Source organism: Kitasatospora sp. NA04385 (assembly GCF_013364235.1).
Taxonomy (GTDB): Bacteria; Actinomycetota; Actinomycetes; order Streptomycetales; family Streptomycetaceae; genus Kitasatospora.
Genome location: NZ_CP054919.1, coordinates 2,883,359 through 2,904,186, shown reverse-complemented (window position 1 = coordinate 2,904,186; position 20,828 = coordinate 2,883,359). Strand labels below are relative to the sequence as shown.

Genomic DNA, 20,828 nt, shown 5'->3' with positions numbered 1-20,828 from the left:
AGGCCCATCCCGCGAGGAGTTCGCAATGTCGGACCAGCCCACCGGCGACTTCAAGGTCGCCGACCTCTCCCTGGCCCCGTTCGGTCGCAAGGAGATCCAGCTCGCCGAGCACGAGATGCCCGGCCTGATGTCGATCCGCGCCGAGTACGCCGCCTCCCAGCCGCTCGCCGGCGCCCGGATCACCGGCTCGCTGCACATGACCGTCCAGACCGCCGTGCTGATCGAGACGCTCACCGCGCTGGGCGCCGAGGTCCGCTGGTGCTCCTGCAACATCTTCTCCACCCAGGACCACGCCGCCGCCGCCATCGCGGTCGGCCCGGAGGGCACCCCCGAGAACCCGCAGGGCGTGCCGGTCTTCGCCTGGAAGGGCGAGACCCTGGACGAGTACTGGTGGTGCACCGAGCAGGCGCTCACCTGGCCCGACGGCCAGACCCCCAACATGATCCTGGACGACGGCGGTGACGCCACCCTGCTGATCCACAAGGGCGTCGAGTTCGAGAAGGCCGGCGCCGCGCCGTCCCCCGACACCGCGGACAACGACGAGTTCCGGATCATCCTGGAGCTGCTCAACCGCACCCTGGTCGAGACCCCGCAGAAGTGGACCGAGGTCGCCGCCACCATCAAGGGCGTCACCGAGGAGACCACCACCGGCGTCCACCGCCTGTACGAGATGCACCGCGACGGCAAGCTGCTGTTCCCGGCCATCAACGTCAACGACTCGGTCACCAAGTCGAAGTTCGACAACAAGTACGGCTGCCGCCACTCCCTGATCGACGGCATCAACCGCGCCACCGACGTCCTGATCGGCGGCAAGGTCGCCGTCGTCGCCGGCTACGGCGACGTCGGCAAGGGCTGCGCCGAGTCGCTGCGCGGCCAGGGCGCCCGGGTCATCGTCACCGAGATCGACCCGATCTGCGCCCTGCAGGCCGCCATGGACGGCTACCAGGTCGCCACCCTGGAGGACGTCGTCGAGTCCGCCGACATCTTCATCACCACCACGGGCAACAAGGACATCATCATGGCCTCGCACATGGCCCGGATGAAGCACCAGGCCATCGTCGGCAACATCGGCCACTTCGACAACGAGATCGACATGGCCGGCCTCGCCCAGCTCCCCGGCGTGGTCAAGACCGAGGTCAAGCCGCAGGTCCACGAGTGGCGCAAGGCCGACGGCAGGACCATCATCGTGCTCTCCGAGGGCCGCCTGCTCAACCTCGGCAACGCGACCGGCCACCCGTCCTTCGTGATGTCCAACTCCTTCGCGAACCAGACCATCGCGCAGATCGAGCTGTTCACCAAGACCGAGCAGTACCCGGTCGGCGTGTACGTCCTCCCGAAGCACCTGGACGAGAAGGTCGCCCGCCTCCACCTCGACGCCCTCGGCGTCAAGCTCACCACCCTCACCCAGGACCAGGCCGACTACATCGGCGTCCCGGTCGAGGGCCCGTACAAGGCCGAGCAGTACCGCTACTGACGCGGCGCCCGCACGCGCCGGTGCCCGGCCCCCCGCGGTGGGGGGCCGGGCACCGGCGCGTTCCGGCCCGCTACGGCAGCACGCGGGACGCTACGGCAGCACGTCGGCGGACCAGGACCGCTCGTCCGAGCCGCGCGGTGTCACCCGGGTCAGCCAGGCCGGCATCGTGTCCTCCCCGTCCGCGACCGGGTTCACCTCCTTCACGCACCACCGCACCCCGTACCCGGACGAGCAGAGTCCCGGGTCGGACGCCGGGAACCCGTCCCCGCCCGGCTCCGGCGACCCGGAGGGCCCCGGCGACCCGGAGGGCCCCGGCGAGCCGCCGTCCCCGGCCGGGTTCGCCCACACCGCGACGTAGTGGGTGCCCCGCTCCTGGAGGGTCAGCGAGGCCTCCCACCGGAGCGCGCCGTGCACGGAGCGCCGCAGCGACGCGTTGGTCACCACGGTGTCCGGCGGCAGCGCGGACAGCGAGATCGGCAGCGGCGGCGTGTACCGGCCCGGCACCACCCCCGCCGCGACCCGCAGCGGGAGCTGCTGCCGGTCCGCGTCCGACAGCCCCGAGCTGTCCAGCTGGTACCAGATCCCGTCCGGGCCCCGGAACCGCAGCTGGTTCATCGCCGCCGCGAACGCCGGGTCGCTCGACGTCACCCAGTACGCCTCCTGCCCGTTCACCGGCGGCGCGTCCACCCGCAGCCCGTCCCCCGCGCCGATCAGCGGGTCCACGTTCGGGGTCACCCCCTCCGGGAACGCCGTCAGGCGGAACAGGAGCTGGTCGCGGTCCGCCGGGTCGCCGGAGGCCACCGCGTCCACCCCGGTCGACTCCGAGCGGTACTCCAGCGTGGTCACCGCGTCCGGCAGCCAACCGAACCGGCCCGGCACCGTCAGCACCGTCCGGCCGACCACCGGCACCGCCGAACTCTGCTCGGTCGGCGGCGCCACCCGGTACGCGTCGGGCGGCAGCGATCCGGTCGGCGAACCGGTCCGCGGCGCGGCGGGGATCCCCGCCGAACCCGCCCCGCCCCCGGTGCCCAGCACCGCGAACGAGCCCACCGACAGCGCCAGCGCCGCCACCGCCGACACCAGCGTCCAGGTCCGCCGCCGGCGCAGCTCCCGGCCCCGCACCACCGCCAGCACCGGATCCACCCGCGAGGGCGGCGCCGACGCCTCCTGGGCCGCCACGTACCGCGCCATCCGCACGGACAGCTCCTCACCGTCCCCGCTCATGCCCCGGACCTCCCCACCGGACGCAGCGCCGCGGAACGCCGCAGCGCCTCCAGCGCCCGCGAACTCTGGCTCTTCACATTGCCGCTGGAACACCCCAGCTCGGCCGCGGTCTGCTCGACCGTCAGATCGCAGTAGTAGCGCAGCACCACCGTCGCCCGCTGCCGCGGCGGCAGCGCCGCCAACGCCTCCCGCAGGTCCAGTGACACCGCCAGGTCCGGCTCCGCGGACGGCGCGCCCTCCGGCGGCCGCGCCGCGGGCCTGGTCCGCCGCCACCACGCGGTGCGCTGCTCGGCCAGGAACGTGTTCACCAGCACCGTCCGCGCGTAGCCGTCCCGGTTCTCCGCCCGGCCCGCCCGTCCCCAGTGGGTGTACAGCTTGGTGATGCTCTCCTGCACCAGGTCGTCCGCACGGTGCCAGTCCGCGCACAGCAGGTACGCGACCTTCCGCAACCAGACCGCCCTGGACGCCACGAACGCGGTGAACTCCTCGTCCCGCGCCAGCTCCGCCATCCCGGCAGCCCCTCCTCCCCGTGACCGGTGGCACGGCCGCGCCACCGCCCCCCTGATGCGGCCCGCCCCCGAGAAGGTTGCACCCCCGATTACGTAGGCTTCCCCCCATGCCGAACGGCCGCTACTCCCTCCACGACCCGCACGACGGAACCCCGCTCGGCGAGGAGCGCTTCCAGTGCGCCCCCGGCCCCGCCGGCTGGCGCTACGTCGCCAAGCGCTACCGCCCCGACGGCACCGTCCAGGGCACCGTCGACCTCACCCTGGACGCCCGGCACCGCCCGATCCGGCTCGAACTCCGCTCCGGCGGCTGGCAGGTCCGCGGCGGCGCGCTCGACGGCGTCCACTGGGTCCGCGCCGACGCCTCCGGCACCGCCCCCGGCGGGCCCGCCGGGGCCACCGAGGGGGAGGACCGGGCGCACGCCTTCACCGGCGACTCCCCGGCCTTCCTGGTCGCCACCGCCCGGCTGCTCGCCCTCGACCCCGGCGGCAGCGCCCGGATCCGCCTGGTCTCCTTCACCGGCGACTCCCTCGCCCCCCGCACCCTCGACCAGGGCTGGCAGCTCCACTCCGTCGCGGACCACCCCACCGACAGCGGCCCGCTCCCGGTCGAGCACTACCGGGTCACCGACCTCGACACCGGCGAGGTCCGCGACCTCCACCTCACCGGGGACGTCCTGCTCGGCGCCCCCGGCATCGAACTGGAGGAACTCGACTCCCCGCCCAACCCGCGCCGCGACGCCTGACTGCGGGCGACGCCTGACCGCGGGTGGCGCCTGGCTACGCGGGTGACGCCTGGCTACGCGGGCGGCACGAACCCGCCGCCCGGCGCTTCGGCGGGCGCCGTCTCCGCGGGCTTGGTGAGCACCACCGCGGCGGGCGGTGCGGCGGGCGGCGCGGCGGGCGGCGCGGCCGGCTGCGGGACGAAGGGCTGCGGGGCGGCGGGCGCCTGCGGGTACCCGAGCTGCCGCACCGGCTGACCCTGGGCCTGGCCGGGCACCGCCGCGGGCATCGGCTGGCCCTGAGCCTGGGCCTGCTGCTGGGCCTGCTGCATCAGCTGGGCCTGCTGCGCCGTGTACGCCGCGTACGCCGCCGCCGAGGCCCGCTCCCACTCCCGGCGCTGGCGTTCCATCACCACCGCCCCCAGGTACACCAGCGACGGCAGCCCCAATGGCACCGGCCAGCCCGTCCGCTGCGCCAGGTCCGCGGCCAGCCGGTCGCCCAGCGCGGCCGCCACCGGCTTGTCCAGCTCGTGCATCCGGCTCAGCACCTGGCGCGCGGACAGCCACAGCTCGTCCGGCACCGCGGACAGGTCCAGCGCCACCAGGTCCGCGCCCAGCGCGTTCATCACCTGCGGCGGCACCGGCGGCACCGCCCCCTGGTCCCGGGCGCCCTGCGGCAGCCGCTCCCGGATCACCATCGTCCCGCCGAAGATGTCGCCGAGCCGGCGCCCCTCCGTCGAGCACAGCGAGGTGATGACCGCCGGCATCGCGAGCATGCCGAAGTCGATGACCCCGACCAGCCCCCGCACCAGCGCGTGCCGGAACCGGATCGGACCGCCGTCCGCCCGGACCACCCGCAGCCCCAGCGCGATCTTCCCCAGCGACCGCCCCTGCGACAGGGTCTCGATCAGGGTGGGCAGCAGCACCGTGCAGAACACGAACGCCGCGAGGAGGAACGCCGTCGCCGCCGCGCTCTCCACGTCGGAGAGCCCCATCGCCAGGGCGATGAACAGGATGAAGAACGCCACCGTGTACACGACCCAGTCCAGCATCCTCGCCAGGGCCCGCGACGGCAGTCTCGCCGTCCGCAGCCCCAGGACGACCGCCTCACCGGTCACCAGCTCGCTCACGCCACCCACCCGCTCCGCTCCGCGGCCCGCCGGCGACCCCGTGTCGCACGACCCGACCCCCTCCATCAACAGCGGCAAACATAAGGCCGTACACCCCCTGCGGGTAACCCCGGTCCGCCCCTCGGCACCGCGCTCCCGGCAACCCTGACGCTCCGGCCGCCCGCTCTGGCAAGCTATGCCCCGCAACAGCCCGGCCGCACACCAACCAGTGGCTGCCGTCCGCCCCACCGCGCCCCCGGAGAGAGCCGCCATGGACCTGGACGTCTTCGTCGCCGCCCACCAGGCGGAATGGCACCGTCTGGAGGTCCTCAGCAGTCGCCGTCGCCTCACCGGCGAGGAGGCCGACGAGCTGATCACCCTCTACCAGCGCGCCACCAGCCACCTCGCCCAGGTCCAGGCCGCCGCCCCGCACCCCGGCGTCGAGGGCCGCCTCACCACCCTGGTCGTCCGCGGCCGCAACGCCGTCGCCGGCGCCCGCGCCGCCTCCTGGCGCGACGCCGCCCGCTACTTCACCACCAGCTTCCCCGCGCTCCTCTACCGCGCCCGCCGCTGGTGGCTCACCGTCGGCGCGGCCTCCTTCCTGCTCAGCGCCCTGATCGCCTGGTGGATAGGCACCCACCCCGAGATCATCAGGTCGCTCATGACGCCCGAGCAGTACGAGCAGCTCACCAAGCCCGGCGGCGAGTTCGAGACCTACTACACCGAGCACCCCTCGGCGAACTTCGCCGCCCAGGTGTGGACGAACAACGCCTGGGTCGCCGCGCAGTGCCTGATCTCGGCCGTCCTGCTCGGCATCCCCGTCCTGTTCATCCTGCTGGAGAACGTCCTCAACCTCGGCGCCGGCATCGGCGCGATGGCCTCCGCCGACCACCTCCAGCTCTTCCTCGGCCTGCTCATCCCGCACGGCCTGCTCGAAATGACCGCGATCTTCGTCGCCGGCGGCCTCAGCCTCCGCCTCGGCTGGACCGTCATCGACCCCGGCCCCCGCACCCGCGCCGTCGCCCTCGCCGAAGAGGGCCGCGCCGTCATCGGCGCCGTCATCGGCCTCACCGTCGTCCTGATGATCACCGGCTTCATCGAGGGCTTCGTGACCGGCTCCGCCCTCCCCAGCTGGTTCCGCATCGGCCTCGGCATCACGGTCGAGGCGCTCTTCCTGGGCTACGCCCTGGTCCTCGGCAAGCGCGCCGCCGCCGACGGCGAGATCGGCGACGTCGAAGCCGCCGACCGCACCGACCACCAGCCGATGGTCGGCTGACGGCTCCCCGGCGTCCCCGCGGTTCCGGCACCGTCTCGCCGTCGCGCAACGGCGTGGCGTGGTCACGGGTGCCCCGCGAAACCTGGTAGCCTGATGATCAACCCGGAGGGACCATTGACGTGATCCCCATGGGCTAGTAGGTTTGAACGGTTGGGAGCGGCTGGACATCCAGTTGGCCCAGGCGTAGTGCCTACGACACCGCCGAATCGAGGCAGCGCGTCCGCGAGGATGCTGGCCCGGTCAGGCAAAACCCCGAAGCCGAGCAGCGCAGAGCTTTTGATAAGGTCTGCAGCGAAGTCGAAGGAATTCCCACTCCAGCGGGAATGGAAATCGGAGCGAAAAACCTCTGATAAGCTGGGAACACGAAAGAACGAAGCGCCCGGAGGGTTCGCAGGAATGCGGCTCGAAGGAAGCGTCCGTTCCTTGAGAACTCAACAGCGTGCCAAAAGTCAACGCCAGATATGTTGACATCCCCGGCCTCGACATCTTGTCGGGGTTGGAGATTCCTTTATGAAGTATCACTAGCGAGGACGCAGTGCGCGGGGCCGCCTTATTCCGGTGGTTGCCGTGCCGCTCTTTCGTGAGAAGCATTCACGGAGAGTTTGATCCTGGCTCAGGACGAACGCTGGCGGCGTGCTTAACACATGCAAGTCGAACGGTGAAGCCCTTCGGGGTGGATCAGTGGCGAACGGGTGAGTAACACGTGGGGAATCTGCCCTGAACTCTGGGACAAGCCTTGGAAACGAGGTCTAATACCGGATACGACCGTCTCCCGCATGGGGGTCGGTGGAAAGCTCCGGCGGTTCAGGATGATCCCGCGGCCTATCAGCTTGTTGGTGGGGTAATGGCCTACCAAGGCGACGACGGGTAGCCGGCCTGAGAGGGCGACCGGCCACACTGGGACTGAGACACGGCCCAGACTCCTACGGGAGGCAGCAGTGGGGAATATTGCACAATGGGCGAAAGCCTGATGCAGCGACGCCGCGTGAGGGATGACGGCCTTCGGGTTGTAAACCTCTTTCAGCAGGGAAGAAGCGCAAGTGACGGTACCTGCAGAAGAAGCACCGGCTAACTACGTGCCAGCAGCCGCGGTAATACGTAGGGTGCGAGCGTTGTCCGGAATTATTGGGCGTAAAGAGCTCGTAGGCGGCCTGTCGCGTCGGATGTGAAAGCCCGGGGCTTAACCCCGGGTCTGCATTCGATACGGGCAGGCTAGAGTGTGGTAGGGGAGATCGGAATTCCTGGTGTAGCGGTGAAATGCGCAGATATCAGGAGGAACACCGGTGGCGAAGGCGGATCTCTGGGCCATTACTGACGCTGAGGAGCGAAAGCGTGGGGAGCGAACAGGATTAGATACCCTGGTAGTCCACGCCGTAAACGTTGGGAACTAGGTGTTGGCGACATTCCACGTCGTCGGTGCCGCAGCTAACGCATTAAGTTCCCCGCCTGGGGAGTACGGCCGCAAGGCTAAAACTCAAAGGAATTGACGGGGGCCCGCACAAGCAGCGGAGCATGTGGCTTAATTCGACGCAACGCGAAGAACCTTACCAAGGCTTGACATACGCCGGAAACGTCTAGAGATAGGCGCCCCCTTGTGGTCGGTGTACAGGTGGTGCATGGTTGTCGTCAGCTCGTGTCGTGAGATGTTGGGTTAAGTCCCGCAACGAGCGCAACCCTTGTTCTGTGTTGCCAGCGAGTAATGTCGGGGACTCACAGGAGACTGCCGGGGTCAACTCGGAGGAAGGTGGGGACGACGTCAAATCATCATGCCCCTTATGTCTTGGGCTGCACACGTGCTACAATGGCCGGTACAAAGGGCTGCGATGCCGTGAGGCGGAGCGAATCCCAAAAAGCCGGTCTCAGTTCGGATTGGGGTCTGCAACTCGACCCCATGAAGTTGGAGTTGCTAGTAATCGCAGATCAGCATGCTGCGGTGAATACGTTCCCGGGCCTTGTACACACCGCCCGTCACGTCACGAAAGTCGGTAACACCCGAAGCCGGTGGCCTAACCCGCAAGGGGAGGAGCCGTCGAAGGTGGGACCAGCGATTGGGACGAAGTCGTAACAAGGTAGCCGTACCGGAAGGTGCGGCTGGATCACCTCCTTTCTAAGGAGCACATGGCCGGATGCGAGCGAATGTCTCGCACGGTTGCTCATGGGTGGAACGTTGACTATTCGGCACACACGGTAGGGACCTGCCAGTACTGCTTCGGCGTGGAAAACAGGGACTGCTTGGTGTGTCGGGCACGTTGTTGGGTCCTGAGGGAACGGCTTGCCGTTGTCTCTGGGATGCCGGCTTCACTTGAGGGTGCGTCATGCTCCCGAGGGTGGATGTCTGGTCGTTGTTTGAGAACTGCACAGTGGACGCGAGCATCTGTGGCCAAGTTTTTAAGGGCGCACGGTGGATGCCTTGGCACCAGGAACCGATGAAGGACGTGGGAGGCCGCGATAGGCCCCGGGGAGCTGTCAACCGAGCTTTGATCCGGGGGTGTCCGAATGGGGAAACCCGGCAGTCGTCATGGGCTGTCACCCATACCTGAACACATAGGGTATGTGGAGGGAACGCGGGGAAGTGAAACATCTCAGTACCCGCAGGAAGAGAAAACAACCGTGATTCCGGGAGTAGTGGCGAGCGAAACCGGATGAGGCCAAACCTTGGGCGTGTGAGACCCGGCAGGGGTTGCGCTCGAGGGGTTGTGGGAAAGTTCTTCAGTCGTCTGCCGGCGGCTGGGCGAGTCAGAAACCGTATGGGTAGTCGAAGGACATGCGAAAGGTCCGGCGTAGAGGGTAAGACCCCCGTAGACGAAATCTGTACGGCTCGCTTGAGCTTCTCCCAAGTAGCACGGGGCCCGAGAAATCCCGTGTGAATCTGGCGGGACCACCCGCTAAGCCTAAATATTCCCTGGTGACCGATAGCGGATAGTACCGTGAGGGAATGGTGAAAAGTACCGCGGGAGCGGAGTGAAATAGTACCTGAAACCGTGTGCCTACAAGCCGTGGGGGCAGCCTTCGGGCTGTGACTGCGTGCCTTTTGAAGAATGAGCCTGCGAGTTTGCGGTGTGTAGCGAGGTTAACCCGTGTGGGGTAGCCGTAGCGAAAGCGAGTCCGAATAGGGCGTTCGAGTTGCATGCCCAAGACCCGAAGCGGAGTGATCTAGCCATGGGCAGGTTGAAGCGGAGGTAAGACTTCGTGGAGGACCGAACCCACCAGGGTTGAAAACCTGGGGGATGACCTGTGGTTAGGGGTGAAAGGCCAATCAAACTCCGTGATAGCTGGTTCTCCCCGAAATGCATTTAGGTGCAGCGTCGTGTGTTTCTTGCCGGAGGTAGAGCACTGGATAGGCGATGGGCCTCACCGGGTTACTGACCTTAGCCAAACTCCGAATGCCGGTAAGTGAGAGCGCGGCAGTGAGACTGTGGGGGATAAGCTCCATGGTCGAGAGGGAAACAGCCCAGAACACCGACTAAGGTCCCTAAGCGTGTGCTAAGTGGGAAAGGATGTGGAGTCGCAGAGACAACCAGGAGGTTGGCTTAGAAGCAGCCACCCTTGAAAGAGTGCGTAATAGCTCACTGGTCAAGTGATTCCGCGCCGACAATGTAGCGGGGCTCAAGCACACCACCGAAGTCGTGTCATTGCAGCAATACTCCCAACGGAGGCTGTGATGGGTAGGGGAGCGTCGTGTGCCGGGTGAAGCAGCCGAGGAATCGAGTTGTGGACGGTTCACGAGTGAGAATGCAGGCATGAGTAGCGATACAAGAGTGGGAAACTCTTGCGCCGATTGACCAAGGGTTCCTGGGTCAAGCTGATCTGCCCAGGGTAAGTCGGGACCTAAGGCGAGGCCGACAGGCGTAGTCGATGGACAACGGGTTGATATTCCCGTACCCGCTTTGAAGCGCCAACGTCGAACCAGGTGATGCTAAGGCCGTGAAGCCGGCCCGGAGTCTTCGGACGATGGGACGTGGTGGAGCCGCCGGTCCGAGCCTGTAGTAGGTGAGCGATGGGGTGACGCAGGAAGGTAGTCCAGCCCGGGCGGTGGTAGTCCCGGGGTAAGGGTGTAGGACGTTGCGTAGGCAAATCCGCGCAGCACATAGTCTGAGACCTGATGCCGAGCCGATTGTGGTGAAGTGGATGATCCTATGCTGTCGAGAAAAGCCTCTAGCGAGTTTCATGGCGGCCCGTACCCCAAACCGACTCAGGTGGTCAGGTAGAGAATACCGAGGCGTTCGGGTGAACTGTGGTTAAGGAACTCGGCAAAATGCCCCCGTAACTTCGGGAGAAGGGGGGCCATTGCTGGTGACGGGATTTTCTCCCCGAGCTGGTGGTGGCCGCAGAGACCAGCGAGAAGCGACTGTTTACTAAAAACACAGGTCCGTGCGAAGCCGTAAGGCGATGTATACGGACTGACGCCTGCCCGGTGCTGGAACGTTAAGGGGACCGGTTAGTCCGACTTCGGTCGGGCGAAGCTGAGAACTTAAGCGCCAGTAAACGGCGGTGGTAACTATAACCATCCTAAGGTAGCGAAATTCCTTGTCGGGTAAGTTCCGACCTGCACGAATGGCGTAACGACTTCTCGACTGTCTCAACCACAGGCCCGGTGAAATTGCATTACGAGTAAAGATGCTCGTTTCGCGCAGCAGGACGGAAAGACCCCGGGACCTTTACTATAGCTTGATATTGGTGTTCGGTTCGGCTTGTGTAGGATAGGTGGGAGACTGTGAGACCCGGACGCCAGTTCGGGTGGAGTCGACGTTGAAATACCACTCTGGTCGTGCTGGATGTCTAACCTGGGTCCGTGATCCGGATCAGGGACAGTGTCTGGTGGGTAGTTTAACTGGGGCGGTTGCCTCCTAAAGGGTAACGGAGGCGCCCAAAGGTTCCCTCAGCCTGGTTGGCAATCAGGTGTTGAGTGTAAGTGCACAAGGGAGCTTGACTGTGAGACTGACGGGTCGAGCAGGTACGAAAGTAGGGACTAGTGATCCGGCGGTGGCTTGTGGAAGCGCCGTCGCTCAACGGATAAAAGGTACCCCGGGGATAACAGGCTGATCTTCCCCAAGAGTCCATATCGACGGGATGGTTTGGCACCTCGATGTCGGCTCGTCGCATCCTGGGGCTGGAGTAGGTCCCAAGGGTTGGGCTGTTCGCCCATTAAAGCGGTACGCGAGCTGGGTTTAGAACGTCGTGAGACAGTTCGGTCCCTATCCGCTGTGCGCGTAGGAGTGTTGAGAAGGGCTGTCCCTAGTACGAGAGGACCGGGACGGACGAACCTCTGGTGTGCCAGTTGTCCTGCCAAGGGCATGGCTGGTTGGCTACGTTCGGGAGGGATAACCGCTGAAAGCATCTAAGCGGGAAGCCTGCTTCGAGATGAGCACTCCCACCTCCTTGAGAGGGTAAGGCTCCCAGTAGACGACTGGGTTGATAGGCCGGATATGGAAGCCCTGTGAGGGGTGGAGTTGACCGGTACTAATAGGCCGAGGGCTTGTCCTCAGTTGCTCGCGTCCACTGTGTTGTTCTGAAACAACGACCCCCACCCCCGTACGGGGTGGGCGGTGCACGGTTTCACCGTGTTTCGGTGGTCATAGCGTGAGGGAAACGCCCGGTTACATTCCGAACCCGGAAGCTAAGCCTCACAGCGCCGATGGTACTGCAGGGGGGACCCTGTGGGAGAGTAGGACGCCGCCGAACAATCATTCAGGAAAGGGCTCCAGCCGTCAGGCTGGGGCCCTTTCTGCATTTCCGGGGCGGGTCTTCCGGGGTCACTGCGGGCCGGAACCCGGGACGATCAGTCCGGTCTCGTAGGCGTAGATCACCGCCTGGGCGCGGTCCCGGACGCCGAGCTTGGCGAATATGCGGCTGACGTGGGTTTTCACCGTCTGTTCGGCGACCACCAGGCGGGCGGCGATTTCGGTGTTGGACAGGCCGCGGGCGAGGAGGACCAGGACCTCGGTCTCCCGCTCGGTGAGGACGGAGGTCCGGCCGCGCGGGACGAGGGGGACCCGGGAGCGGACGAAGTCCTCGACGAGCCGGCCGAGCACCTGGGGGTCGATCAGGGCGTTGCCGTCGGCGACGGTGCGGACGGCGTGGGGGAGTTCGCGGGGCGGGGCGTGCTTGAGGAGGAAGCCGCTGGCTCCGCTGCGGAGGGCCTCGTAGACGTACTCGTCCAGGTCGAAGGTGGTGAGCATGATGACCCGGGGCGCGGGGGACGGGTCGTCCGGGCGGCGGGTGAGGAGTTCGCGGGTGGCGGTGAGGCCGTCGACGGTGGGCATCCGGACGTCCATGAGCACCACGTCGGGCCGGGTCGACGCGACGACCTCGGGGACCTGGTCGCCGTCGGACGCCTCGCCGACCACCTCGATGTCGGGTTCGGCGTCGAGCAGGGCCCGGAAGCCGGCCCTGATCATGTGCTGGTCGTCGACGATCACGACTCGGATGGCCACGGGGCGGCGCCCTCTCTGCTGGGGATGGTCGCGGAGACCCGGAAGCCTCCGCCGGGGGTCGGGCCGGCTTCGGCGGTGCCGCCGCAGGTGGCGGCGCGTTCCTTGATGCCGCGCAGGCCGTGGCCGGAGCCGGGGCCGGTGGTGGCGGCGTCGGCCGGGGGGCGGGCGTTGGTGACGCGCAGGTCCAGGCGTCCGCCGCGTCGGGTGAGCGCGACGGTGACGGGGGCTCCGGGGGCGTGGCGCATCGCGTTGGTGAGTGCCTCCTGGACGATCCGGAAGGCGGCCAGCTGTGCCGTGGGCGCGATCTCCCGGTGGTCCGGCAGGGGCGCTTCGAGGCGCACGTCGGCGCCGGTGTCCCGTACGCCGTCGATCAGGGCGGGGAGTTGGGCGAGTCCGGGGAGCGGGGCACGGGCCGCCGGGGCGGCGTCGGGGGCGTCCTCGCGCAGCAGGCGCAGGACGCGGCGCATCTCGTTCAGCGAGCTGCGGGCCTCTTCGGCGATGGCGGCCAGTTCCTCGCGGACGTCCTCGTCGGCGGCGGACGGGATGCGGTAGGGGGCGCTGTCGGCCCGGGCCACGACGACCGACAGGTGGTGGGCGACGACGTCGTGCAACTCGCGGGCGAGGCGGGCGCGTTCTTCGAGGCGGACGCGGCGGGCCCGCTCGGCGGTGGACTCCGCCCGTTCGCGGGCCAGGTCGCGGGCCGTCTCGGCGCGGGCGCCGGCCAGTTCGCCGACGAGTGCGGCGGCGGCGGAGACCACGGCGAACGGCAGCAGGTCGAGCGGGCCGCCGCGACCGGGCAGCAGGGTGATCAGGAGGGCGCCGGGCAGTTGGCCCACCGCCCAGCCGGCGGCGAGTGCCCGGCGCCGGGCGGGCGTGCCGCCGGGGTGGCGCAGGCCCAGCAGGACGAGGGCGACCGACTGGACGAGGACCGAGGTCACCGGCCAGGGCCAGGGTTCGCTGGGGCTGACCGGGACCAGCAGCGCCGAGCCGGCTCCGCAGGCGGCGGCGCAGACGGCCGCGGCGGCGGGGCCGGGCCGCCGCCACACCAGCAGCAGCGGGGTGCAGCGCAGCACCAGCAGGGTCAGCGGCAGGGCGTCGGCGAGGTACGGGGACCGGTAGTGCTGGGCCACGTCGAAGGCGCTGGGCACGGCGAGCAGGAGCAGCCCCGCGGCCCACCGCACCGCCGTCCGGCGGCCCCGCCCGCCGCCCTGCCGTCCGCGCACCGGAATCCCCCGACCCACCCGCATCAGCGAGAGCTTACGCAGCGGGTGCCGCCCGGGGTGAGAAGGGCTCACAGCTGGTGGATCCAGGCCACCACGAACACCGCTCCGCCCGCGCAGGCGGCCAGCGCGGTGGGCCAGACCCAGGCCCCGGGGCGCTCGCCGCGTAGCAGGTGGGCGCCCAGCCGGGCGTCCAGCGCGGCGACCAGCCAGAGCAGCCCGAGGGCGGCGACGGCGAAGGGCACGCCGATGGCGGCGTGGGCGAGCCAGGCCCCGGCCGGGCTCGGGCCGCCCCAGGAGTGGTCGTACGGGCCGGGGTCGACGATCCCGTAGAGCAGGCCGCGGAGCACGAAGAGCACTTCGACGCCGACGGCGACCAGGGCGAGGGCGCCGAGCAGCAGGCCCACGGCGGAGTGCAGCAGGGTGCGTCCGGGCCGGGGGCGGCGGCCGGTCAGGGCGGCGCCGCCCCGGGCCAGGCTGAGCGGGAGCAGGACGGCGGCGCGGCCGAGGGAGCGGGAGGTCGTGTTCATGGGTCGACGGTAGGCAGCGGGGGGTACCGCGGTCGTCACCCCGGGGAGCGGGCTTCGGACCCCGTACCCGGGTAGGGGGTCAGAGCCGGCCGGCGGCCTTGAGGGCGAGGTAGGCGTCGGAGAGGGCGGGGGCGATGGACTCCGGCGGCGCGTCCAGGACGGTGACGCCGCGGCGGGTGAGCAGGTCGGCGGTGCGGCGGCGGTCGGCGCGGGTCTGTTCGGCGGCGGCGGCGCCGTAGACGTCCTCGACGGTGGTGCGGGGGGCGCTGACGAGCTCGTCCAGGCGCGGGTCGGAGACGGAGGCGATGACGACCTCGTGGCGCTTGGTGAGCAGGGGGAGCTGCGGCAGCAGGCCCTCCTGGATCTGGTGCGCGTCGAGGCCGGTGAGCAGGACGATCAGGGAGCGGTGCGGGGCCATGCGCAGCGCGGTGGAGGTGAGGGCGCGCAGGTCGGTCTCGATCAGGGCGGGTTCGAGCAGGGCCATCGCGTCGGTGAAGGCGGGCAGCACCTCGGCGGGGGAGCGGCCGGCGACGCCGGCGCGGCGGTGGCGGTCGTGGGCGAGCAGGTCGACCCGGTCGCCGGCCTTGGTGGCGAGCGCGGTGAGCAGCAGCGCGGCGTCCAGGGCGGCGTCCAGGCGGGGGGCGTCGCCGACCCGGCCGGCGGAGGTGCGGCCGGTATCGAGCACGATCAGGACGTGCCGGTCGCGTTCGGGGCGCCAGGTGCGGACGGCGACGGTGCTGCGGCGGGCGCTGGCGCGCCAGTCGATGGAGCGGACGTCGTCGCCGGGGAGGTACTCGCGCAGCGAGTCGAACTCGGTGCCCTGGCCGCGGGTCAGGACGGAGGTGCGGCCGTCGAGTTCGCGCAGGCGGGCCAACCGGGAGGGGAGGTGCTTGCGGCTGGCGAAGGGCGGCAGGGCGCGGATCCGCCAGGGGGCGTCGAGGTCGGCCTGTCGGCCGGCCAGGCCGAGCGGGCCGAGCGAGCGGACGGTGACCTTGCCGGCGTGGTGGTCGCCGCGCCGGGTGGGGGCGAGCGGGGTGGTGAGGCGGCGGCGCTCGCCGGCCGGGACGGTGACGGTGTGCCGGGAGGCGGCGGTCGCGGTGCCGGGGGCCCAGGCGGACGGGTACCAGGCGTCGCGGATCCGGGCGCGCAGCGGGCGGCCGGAGGGGTTGCTGACGAGCAGGTCGACGGTGGTGCCCTCGCCGAGCCGGACGGTCGGGTGGCCGGAGCGCTCCAGGCCCAGGCGGCGGACGGGGGCGGCGAGCAGCAGGTCGACGGCGACGGCGGCGAGCAGGGGCAGCACGACCGCGCCGATGCCCGCCCAGGAGGGCAGCACCAGGCCGACCAGGAGGGCGCCGAGGGCGGCGATGAGGGCCGTTCGGCCGGTCAGGGCCATGGGGTGCTGGCTCGCTTTCTGGGGGCGCGGTGCGGTGGACGCCGGGCCGGGGGCGGGCCCCGGCCCGGGAGGGGCCTAGCGGGGGGCCGGCGTCTGGGCGAGGACGGCCTGGATGACGCTGTCCGCGGTGGTGCCCTCCATCTCGGCCTCGGCGCGGAGCTGGACGCGGTGGCGCAGGGTGGGCAGGGCGAGCGCCTTGACGTCGTCGGGGGTGACGTAGTCGCGGCCGGCCAGCCAGGCCCAGGCCCGGGAGGTGTTGAGCAGGGCGGTGGCGCCGCGCGGGGAGACGCCCATGGCGAGCGAGGGCGACTGCCGGGTGGCCCGGACCAGGTCGACGATGTAGGCGAGGACCTCGGGGGAGACGGTCAGCCCGGCGATCTGGGCGCGGGCGGCGGCCAGGTGCGCGGCGTCGGCGACCGGGCGGACGCCGGCCGCGGCGAGGTCGCGCGGGTCGAAGCCGCTCGCGTGCCGGGACAGGACCTGGAACTCCTGGTCGCGGGTCGGCAGCGGGAGGATCAGCTTCATCAGGAAGCGGTCGAGCTGGGCCTCGGGCAGCGGGTAGGTGCCCTCGTACTCGACCGGGTTCTGGGTGGCGGCGACCAGGAACGGCTCGGGGAGCTTGCGGGGTTCGCCGTCGACGGTGACCTGGCGCTCCTCCATGGCCTCCAGCAGGGAGGCCTGGGTCTTGGGCGGGGTGCGGTTGATCTCGTCGGCGAGCAGCAGGTTGGTGAAGACCGGGCCGGGCTGGAAGGAGAACTCGGCGGTGCGGGTGTCGTAGACCAGGGAGCCGGTGACGTCGCCGGGCATCAGGTCGGGGGTGAACTGGATGCGCTTGGTCCCCACGTCGAGGGCGGTGGCCAGGGTGCGCACCAGCAGGGTCTTGGCGACGCCGGGGACGCCCTCCAGCAGGACGTGGCCGCCGCAGAGCAGGGCCACGACGATGCCGGTGACGGCGGCGTCCTGGCCGACCACGGCCTTGGCGATCTCCTGGCGCAGGCCGGTCAGGGCGGCCCGGGCGTCGCCGGGCTGCGCCGGGACGGTCTTCAGCAGCTGGTCGGTCACGGCTGTCGTACCTGCCATTCCATGTCGTCTAGGTCGTTGGCGAGCCGCAGCAGGGCGGCGTCGTCGGCGGGGGCCGGGCCGTACAGCAGGTGCTGGAGGTCGGCGGCGGGGCGTCCGAGCCGGGCGGCGGCGGCCTCGGTGAGGGCGGCCGGGTCGGGGTCCCCGGTGGTGTGCGGGAGGCCGAGGGCGGCGGCGGTGCGGCGGCGGGCGGCGCGGCACAGCGTCTCGGCGGCGTGGCCGCGGGCGCCCGCGCGGCGGTAGAGCCGGGCGCGGCCCTCGGTGGTCTCGGAGGCGCGGACCACGGCGGGCAGCCGTTCGGTGAGCACCGGTCCGAGGCGGCGGGCCCGCCAGGCGGCGGCGAGCAGGCCGGCGACGGCCAGTTGCAGGGTGCCCCAGGACCAGCCGTCGGGGATGTAGTCGCCGAGGTCCTTGGCGTCCTCGGTGCCGCTCGGGGCGGTCGGGGTGCGGTCGAGGGTCTGCCAGACCAGGTGCGGGTGGGCGCCGAGCAGGCCGAGGGCGAGGGCGGCGTCGCCCTCCTCGTCCAGGGCCTGGTTGCTGAGCGCGTCGCCGTTGCCGAGGACGACGACCTGCTGGTCGCCGCGGGTGCGGCTGAGCAGGGTGTGGCGGCCGCCGGACGGGTAGCAGGCGGTGTCGCCGGGGCGTCCCTCGTAGCTCGGGCCGCCGAGGGCCGCGGCTCCGGCGTTGACGGCCTCGGGCAGCTCGCAGTCGGGGGCGAGCGCGGCGGAGCTGCCGGTGGAGTAGCTGGAGGAGCTGACGCCGGGGGCGAAGGCGTTCAGCAGGGGCTGTTCGGGGGCGATCAGGACGAGGCGGGTGCGTGCGCCGCGGGGGAGCGCGGACAGCTCGGCGACGTGCCGGTAGGCGAGCTCGTCGGGGTAGGTGAGGACGACGGTGGTGTCGTCGGCGCCCAGGGCGGCGGAGAGCTCCTCGGTGCCGGAGGCGGTGCGGGAGGAGATGCCGTGCTGCCGGAGCAGCTGGTCGGCGGCGCGGGTGCCGCTCGGGCTGCCGGAGCGGGGGTCGAGCGGGTAGTAGGCGGAGTTGCCGGGGATGCCGGCGATCAGTGCGCCGACCAGCAGCAGGACCAGGACGCTCAGCAGCCACCAGCGGTGGCGCCGCCACCGGGCGCGCGGGCCGCGGTCGGCGGGCCCGGTGGGTGCGGCTGCGGGGGCGGGTGCGGCCGCGGGGGTGGCGGGCGGCGGGGCGGTGGTGGTCATGCGGTTCCTCCGCCGGCCGGGACGGGCTGGGGGCGGGTGCGTCCGAGGGCCTGGTCGAGGTCGGCGAGCAGCCGGTAGGCGCGTTCGTCGGCGGGCCGCTCGCCGAACGCGATGTCGTCGAACAGCCGTGCCGCGGAGGCGAGTTCGCGGGCCTGGCCGGGCAGGGCGCGGCCGGCCTCGGCGGCGGCCTCGTCGGCGGTGCGGCCGGGGCGGGGGGAGAGCACGGTGCGTTCCTCCAGGCCGCGGACCAGGGCGCGCATCTGTTCGCGGACGGCGTCCTCCCAGGCGCCGCGGGCGGCGTGCGCGGCGGCGTCGGCCCGGTGCGCGGCGGCGCTGCGCGGGCCTGGGCGGCGCCGAACAGGGTGCCGGTGGCGCGGGCGGCGCGGCGGGGCGCGCCGTAGCGGCGCCAGGCCACGAAGCCCAGGACGAGGAGCAGGACCAGGACGACGGCGAGCGCGGCGTTGCCGCCCCCGCCGAGCGGTTCGGCGATGCCGCCCAGGGCCTTGTCGAACTGCTCCTTGACCCAGTCGTAGCAGCGCTGCACCAGCCCGGGTTCGTGCTGGTGGTAGACGGCCTTGCGGAGTTCCTCGCGCGCGGCTTCGCGGGCCGCGTCGCGCGGCACGTCGACGGGGGCGCCGTCCGCGAGCAGTGCCCCCTCCCCCCGGATTCCCATGGCGGTCAGGCCCCCGGCGGGATCGTCGGTGCGGCCGGTGCCGGTGCCGGTGCGGCCGGTGCGGGCCGGCCGTAGCCGGGCAGCCCGGCGGCGCGGGCGAGTTCCAGGTCGAGGGCCTCGCGGCGGATCCGCTGGTCGGTGTAGAGCAGGGTGGTCAGGACGCCGCCGAGCGGGATGGTGACGGTGTCCGCGATGACGCCGCAGACGCCGATGACGGCGATGCTGAGCGCGGCGGCTCCGTCGCCGGAGGGGAGGCCGCCGGGCTCCCCGGAGAGGATCGCGGCGAGGAGCTCGCCGGGGACGGTCAGCACGCTGCCGACCACGACCAGGCAGATCCGGAACAGCAGCAGCAGGCCGAAGATCCGCCACCAGGAGCCGCGGACCAGGTGCCAGGAGCGCTTGATCGCGCCGAGCACGGGCTGCTCCTCCAGGACCAGCGCGGGCGCCGCGAGGGTCAGCCGGATCGACAGCCAGACCACCGGCGGCAGGGTGAGCAGCAGCAGCAGGAGCAGCGCGGGCTGGTCGACGGCGGCGGACAGCAGGAACAGCGGGACGGTGGCCAGGGCGAGCGAGCCGACGCCGATGCCCGCCAGCAGCAGGCCCAGCAGGAGCAGCCGGCCGAGCCGGGGCCGGACCCGGGCCCAGGCGTCCGCGAGCGGGGTGTCGCGGCCGAGCAGCCCGTTGCTGACCACGGCGGCGAGCAGGCCGGAGGAGAGCACGCCGAAGAGCAGGGTCAGCGGCCACAGGTAGGCGGTGTCGATCCCGTCGCCGCCGGTGTGGGCCCACCACTCGATGCCGGACTGCAGGAGCTGCAGGACCACGCCGAAGGCCAGGCTGAGCCCGAACGCGGCCCGCCAGTTGCGCCGGACCAGGGCGAAGGCGCCGTCCATCAGCTCGCCGGTGCCGAGCGGCCGCAGCGGGATCAGGCCGATGCCGGGGCCGGTCGGGGCGGGCGGCGGGAGCGTCGCGGCGCCGACGGGGGCCGCGGGAGCCGGATGGCCGGTTCCGGTGGTGCCGGACGGCGGTTCGGGAGAACCGGGTGAGGTCCAACCCGGGGTCTCGGTCATCGAGGCTCCTCGTCGGGGCACCCTGGCTCGGGTGCTTCGGGGTGCTTATCGTGCCATGGTGCGCACGCGTACCCCAGAGGTATCCCGTTGCTGATCCACAACGGTCCGGACAAGGGCCCCGGACCACGACCTTTGCGATGGTATGACTGGTTCGACGGGCGGCCGGGGGCGCGGGACGGCGGGGCCGTGCGGCGCAGGTCACATTCGGGTGATGAGAAGATGGAGACATGAAGGGACGTGTCCTCGTCGTCGATGACGACACCGCACTGGCCGAGATGCTCGGCATCGTGTTGCGTGGTGAAGGTTTTGAGCCGTTTTTCGTCGCTGACGGGGACAAGGCGCTGGCCGCCTTCCGGGAGACCAAGCCGGACCTCGTGCTGCTCGACCTGATGCTGCCCGGACGGGACGGCATCGACGTCTGCCGGCAGATCCGGGCCGAGTCGGGCATTCCGATCGTCATGCTGACCGCGAAGACCGACACGGTCGACATCGTGGTCGGCCTGGAGTCGGGCGCCGACGACTACGTGACCAAGCCGTTCAAGCCCAAGGAACTGGTCGCCCGGGTGCGTGCCCGGCTGCGCCGGGCCGAGGAGCCCACCCCCGAGCAGCTGACCATCGGGGACCTGGTGATCGACGTCGCCGGGCACTCGGTCAAGCGCGAGGGCCGGGGCATCCCGCTGACCCCGCTGGAGTTCGACCTGCTGGTCGCGCTGGCCCGCAAGCCCTGGCAGGTGTTCACCCGCGAGGTGCTGCTGGAGCAGGTCTGGGGCTACCGGCACGCCGCCGACACCCGGCTGGTCAACGTGCACGTGCAGCGCCTGCGCTCCAAGATCGAGAAGGACCCGGAGCGCCCGGAGATCGTCGTCACCGTGCGCGGTGTCGGGTACAAGGCCGGGCCCAGCTGAG

General features: G+C 70.6%; 15 protein-coding genes and 3 rRNA genes. 7 read left to right on the top strand and 11 right to left on the bottom strand.

Annotated features, from left to right (window positions below; translation table 11 throughout):
- Positions 1 to 25: 25 nt before the first annotated feature.
- Positions 26 to 1,474: an adenosylhomocysteinase gene (ahcY, locus tag HUT16_RS12640; protein WP_176188295.1), complete on the top strand. Its 1,449-nt coding sequence runs from the start codon at positions 26 to 28 to the stop codon at positions 1,472 to 1,474.
- A gap of 90 nt (positions 1,475 to 1,564) precedes the next feature.
- On the opposite strand, the gene HUT16_RS12635 is transcribed toward ahcY, so the two are convergent.
- Positions 1,565 to 2,698 carry a hypothetical protein gene (locus tag HUT16_RS12635; RefSeq protein WP_176188293.1) on the bottom strand — a complete coding sequence of 378 codons (1,134 nt, stop codon included), beginning with the start codon at positions 2,696 to 2,698 and terminating at the stop codon, positions 1,565 to 1,567.
- Positions 2,695 to 3,207, bottom strand: coding sequence for a SigE family RNA polymerase sigma factor (locus HUT16_RS12630; RefSeq protein WP_176188291.1), 513 nt, complete (start codon positions 3,205 to 3,207; stop codon positions 2,695 to 2,697). The genes HUT16_RS12635 and HUT16_RS12630 overlap by 4 nt, the downstream gene beginning before the upstream one ends.
- 107 nt (positions 3,208 to 3,314) lie before the next feature.
- On the opposite strand from HUT16_RS12630, the gene HUT16_RS12625 reads away from it, so the two are divergent.
- A complete protein-coding gene (locus HUT16_RS12625) occupies positions 3,315 to 3,950 on the top strand; it encodes a hypothetical protein (protein ID WP_176188289.1) in 636 nt (211 codons plus the stop codon).
- A 53-nt stretch (positions 3,951 to 4,003) separates the two neighbouring features.
- Here the strand turns inward: HUT16_RS12625 and HUT16_RS12620 are convergent, their stop codons facing one another.
- Positions 4,004 to 5,056: an RDD family protein gene (locus HUT16_RS12620; RefSeq protein WP_176188287.1), complete on the bottom strand. Its 1,053-nt coding sequence runs from the start codon at positions 5,054 to 5,056 to the stop codon at positions 4,004 to 4,006.
- Positions 5,057 to 5,306: 250 nt separating this feature from the next.
- On the opposite strand from HUT16_RS12620, the gene HUT16_RS12615 reads away from it, so the two are divergent.
- From HUT16_RS12615 to rrf, 4 genes are all read left to right on the top strand, one after another.
- Positions 5,307 to 6,311 (top strand): stage II sporulation protein M, encoded by a 1,005-nt coding sequence (locus HUT16_RS12615; RefSeq protein WP_176188285.1) that lies wholly within the window; start codon positions 5,307 to 5,309, stop codon positions 6,309 to 6,311.
- 590 nt (positions 6,312 to 6,901) lie between these two features.
- Positions 6,902 to 8,418: ribosomal RNA gene (locus HUT16_RS12610) — 16S ribosomal RNA — on the top strand.
- Positions 8,419 to 8,689: 271 nt separating this feature from the next.
- Positions 8,690 to 11,795, top strand: a 23S ribosomal RNA gene (locus tag HUT16_RS12605).
- Between the two features lie 81 nt (positions 11,796 to 11,876).
- Positions 11,877 to 11,993 (top strand): 5S ribosomal RNA (gene rrf, locus HUT16_RS12600).
- The 16S, 23S and 5S rRNA genes sit together here, the layout of an rRNA operon.
- A gap of 71 nt (positions 11,994 to 12,064) precedes the next feature.
- Here the strand turns inward: rrf and HUT16_RS12595 are convergent.
- The 8 genes from HUT16_RS12595 to HUT16_RS12560 all read right to left on the bottom strand — a co-directional run bounded on the left by HUT16_RS12595 (position 12,065) and on the right by HUT16_RS12560 (position 19,922).
- Positions 12,065 to 12,745 carry a response regulator transcription factor gene (locus HUT16_RS12595; RefSeq protein ID WP_176188283.1) on the bottom strand — a complete coding sequence of 227 codons (681 nt, stop codon included), beginning with the start codon at positions 12,743 to 12,745 and terminating at the stop codon, positions 12,065 to 12,067.
- A complete protein-coding gene (locus tag HUT16_RS12590; protein ID WP_176188281.1) occupies positions 12,727 to 13,992 on the bottom strand; it encodes a sensor histidine kinase in 1,266 nt (421 codons plus the stop codon). Before HUT16_RS12590 ends, HUT16_RS12595 begins: the two co-directional genes overlap by 19 nt.
- Positions 13,993 to 14,036: 44 nt before the next feature.
- The gene (locus HUT16_RS12585) at positions 14,037 to 14,495 is read right to left on the bottom strand and encodes a hypothetical protein (protein ID WP_176188279.1); all 459 of its coding nucleotides are present in this window, start codon (positions 14,493 to 14,495) and stop codon (positions 14,037 to 14,039) included.
- 79 nt (positions 14,496 to 14,574) lie between these two features.
- Positions 14,575 to 15,888, bottom strand: coding sequence for a DUF58 domain-containing protein (locus tag HUT16_RS12580; protein ID WP_176188277.1), 1,314 nt, complete (start codon positions 15,886 to 15,888; stop codon positions 14,575 to 14,577).
- Positions 15,889 to 15,963: 75 nt separating this feature from the next.
- Positions 15,964 to 16,968, bottom strand: coding sequence for a MoxR family ATPase (locus HUT16_RS12575; protein ID WP_176188275.1), 1,005 nt, complete (start codon positions 16,966 to 16,968; stop codon positions 15,964 to 15,966).
- Positions 16,947 to 18,182 (bottom strand): DUF4350 domain-containing protein, encoded by a 1,236-nt coding sequence (locus HUT16_RS12570; RefSeq protein ID WP_176188273.1) that lies wholly within the window; start codon positions 18,180 to 18,182, stop codon positions 16,947 to 16,949. The genes HUT16_RS12575 and HUT16_RS12570 overlap by 22 nt, the downstream gene beginning before the upstream one ends.
- Complete coding sequence (locus HUT16_RS38150; RefSeq protein WP_254897786.1) at positions 18,179 to 18,442, bottom strand: DUF4129 domain-containing protein; 264 nt, start codon at positions 18,440 to 18,442, stop codon at positions 18,179 to 18,181. The genes HUT16_RS12570 and HUT16_RS38150 overlap by 4 nt, the downstream gene beginning before the upstream one ends.
- 418 nt (positions 18,443 to 18,860) lie before the next feature.
- Entirely contained in the window at positions 18,861 to 19,922 is a 1,062-nt protein-coding gene (locus HUT16_RS12560) for a glycerophosphoryl diester phosphodiesterase membrane domain-containing protein (RefSeq protein WP_176188271.1), read from the bottom strand.
- A 227-nt stretch (positions 19,923 to 20,149) separates the two neighbouring features.
- On the opposite strand from HUT16_RS12560, the gene mtrA reads away from it, so the two are divergent.
- Positions 20,150 to 20,827, top strand: coding sequence for an MtrAB system response regulator MtrA (gene mtrA / locus HUT16_RS12555; RefSeq protein ID WP_030459579.1), 678 nt, complete (start codon positions 20,150 to 20,152; stop codon positions 20,825 to 20,827).
- Position 20,828: the final 1 nt, after the last annotated feature.